This is a genomic window from Eggerthella sp. (assembly GCF_048329335.1).
GTDB classification, from domain to species: domain Bacteria; phylum Actinomycetota; class Coriobacteriia; order Coriobacteriales; family Eggerthellaceae; genus Eggerthella; species Eggerthella lenta.
Genome location: NZ_DBFEGU010000452.1, coordinates 1 through 1,696, shown reverse-complemented (window position 1 = coordinate 1,696; position 1,696 = coordinate 1). Strand labels below are relative to the sequence as shown.

2 protein-coding genes are annotated in these 1,696 nt (G+C 63.9%); both read right to left on the bottom strand.

What is annotated here, in order from left to right; translation table 11 throughout:
- The coding region (locus tag ACMO6A_RS13930; protein WP_418471441.1) for a YhgE/Pip domain-containing protein at positions 1–514 on the bottom strand (514 nt) is incomplete at its 3' end.
- A gap of 287 nt (positions 515–801) precedes the next feature.
- Positions 802–1,696 (bottom strand): NADP-dependent isocitrate dehydrogenase (locus tag ACMO6A_RS13925; RefSeq protein ID WP_418471440.1); only part of this gene is annotated, 895 nt, incomplete at its 5' end.

Below are 1,696 nucleotides of genomic sequence, written 5' to 3'. Positions count from 1 at the left end.
CATCGCTCACCGTAGAGACGAAGGTGGAGTTGATCGTCTCGTCAAGGGTGCTCGCGCCCGTGTCGGTGATCTTCGGCGCCACGGGCCCCGTCTTCTCGTTCACGTAGTAGGCCAGCTCGGGCTGCACGAAGTCGCCGGTGGTCAGCGACAGCAGCCGCTCGGTGAAGTCTTCGGGTATGACGAACGCAGCGTAGCTCGCGCCCGCATCGAGTTCGTCCATGGCAGTGGCGCGATCGACGAACGCCCAGTCGAGCTGCTCGTTTTCGCGCAGCTCCTCCACGATCATATCGCCCACGTGCAGCTCGCCGGTCAGCTCGCTGGAAGCGCCGGCGTCCTCGTTCACCACGCACACGCGCAAGTTGCCCGTGTTGTCGTAGGGGTTCCAGAAGCCGACCACGTTGTACCAGGTATACACTGAAGGCAGCACGAGCAGCGCGATTACCACCACCAGCGCGCAGGGCGCCTTAAGCAGGCGCAGCACATCGCGCTTGAATACGCGCAGAACGTTACCCATTGCCCGTCGGACCCCTCTCATCGCTCGCTCGAAAACAACCCGAACAATGATACCTCCTCCGTTGACACTCCGTCAGCCCCGATTGACGATCCAACCCCTTCCGTCAATCGCACGCCGCGCATAGCACAACAGGTTGCTTGCAGATAAGAGCATGTTCGACGAGGCGGCTCCACAGCTCACGCAAGCTCCTTTGCACCGGCTCCGCGTCCGAAAACGGAAGCGGCCCCGACGTGTCGTCGGGGCCGCAGGAAGAGACCTTGCGCGATACGCAAGCGTCCTTTTCCGCCCTACGCCTCCAAGCGTTTCGCGATGGCCAGAATGAAGTCGCGGGTGCTCAGCTTCTTCGGGTTCGGCAGCGTGGTGATGAGCGCGAGGTCGCCCGTCATCTCGCCGGCCTCGATGGTGTCGAGCGTGGCGCGCTCCAGCTTGTCGGCGAACGCCACGAGGTCGTCCAGGCCGTCCAGCTCGCCGCGCTTGCGCAGCGCACCCGACCACGCGAAGATGGTGGCCACCGAGTTCGTGGAGGTCTCCTCGCCCTTGAGGTGCTTGTAGTAGTGGCGCTGCACGGTGCCGTGCGCGGCCTCGTACTCGTAGTAGCCCTGAGGGCTCACCAGCACCGACGTCATCATGGCGAGCGAGCCGAAGGCGCTCGACACCATGTCGCTCATCACGTCGCCGTCGTAGTTCTTGCAGGCCCAGATGAAGCCGCCGTCGGCCTTCATCACGCGCGCCACGGCGTCGTCGATAAGCGTGTAGAAGTACTCGATCCCGGCTTCCTCGAAGCGCGAGGCATACTCGGCGTCGTAGATCTCCTGGAAGATGTCCTTGAAGCGGTGGTCGTACTTCTTCGAGATGGTGTCCTTCGTGGCGAACCAGATGTCCTGTTTGATGTCGAGGGCGTACTCGAAGCAGCTGCGGGCGAAGCTCTCGATGGACGCGTCGAGGTTGTGCATGCCCTGGGCGATGCCGGGGCCGTCGAACTTCTGCACCAGCTCGCGCGTCTCGGAGCCGTCTGCGGCGGTGTACACGAGCTCCACCGTGCCGGGACCGGGAACGCGCAACTCCGTGTTCTTGTACACGTCGCCGTAGGCGTGACGCGCGATGGTGATGGGCTTGACCCAGTTGCGCACGCACGGCTCGATGCCCGCGACGGTGATGGGCGTGCGGAACACGGTGCCGTCC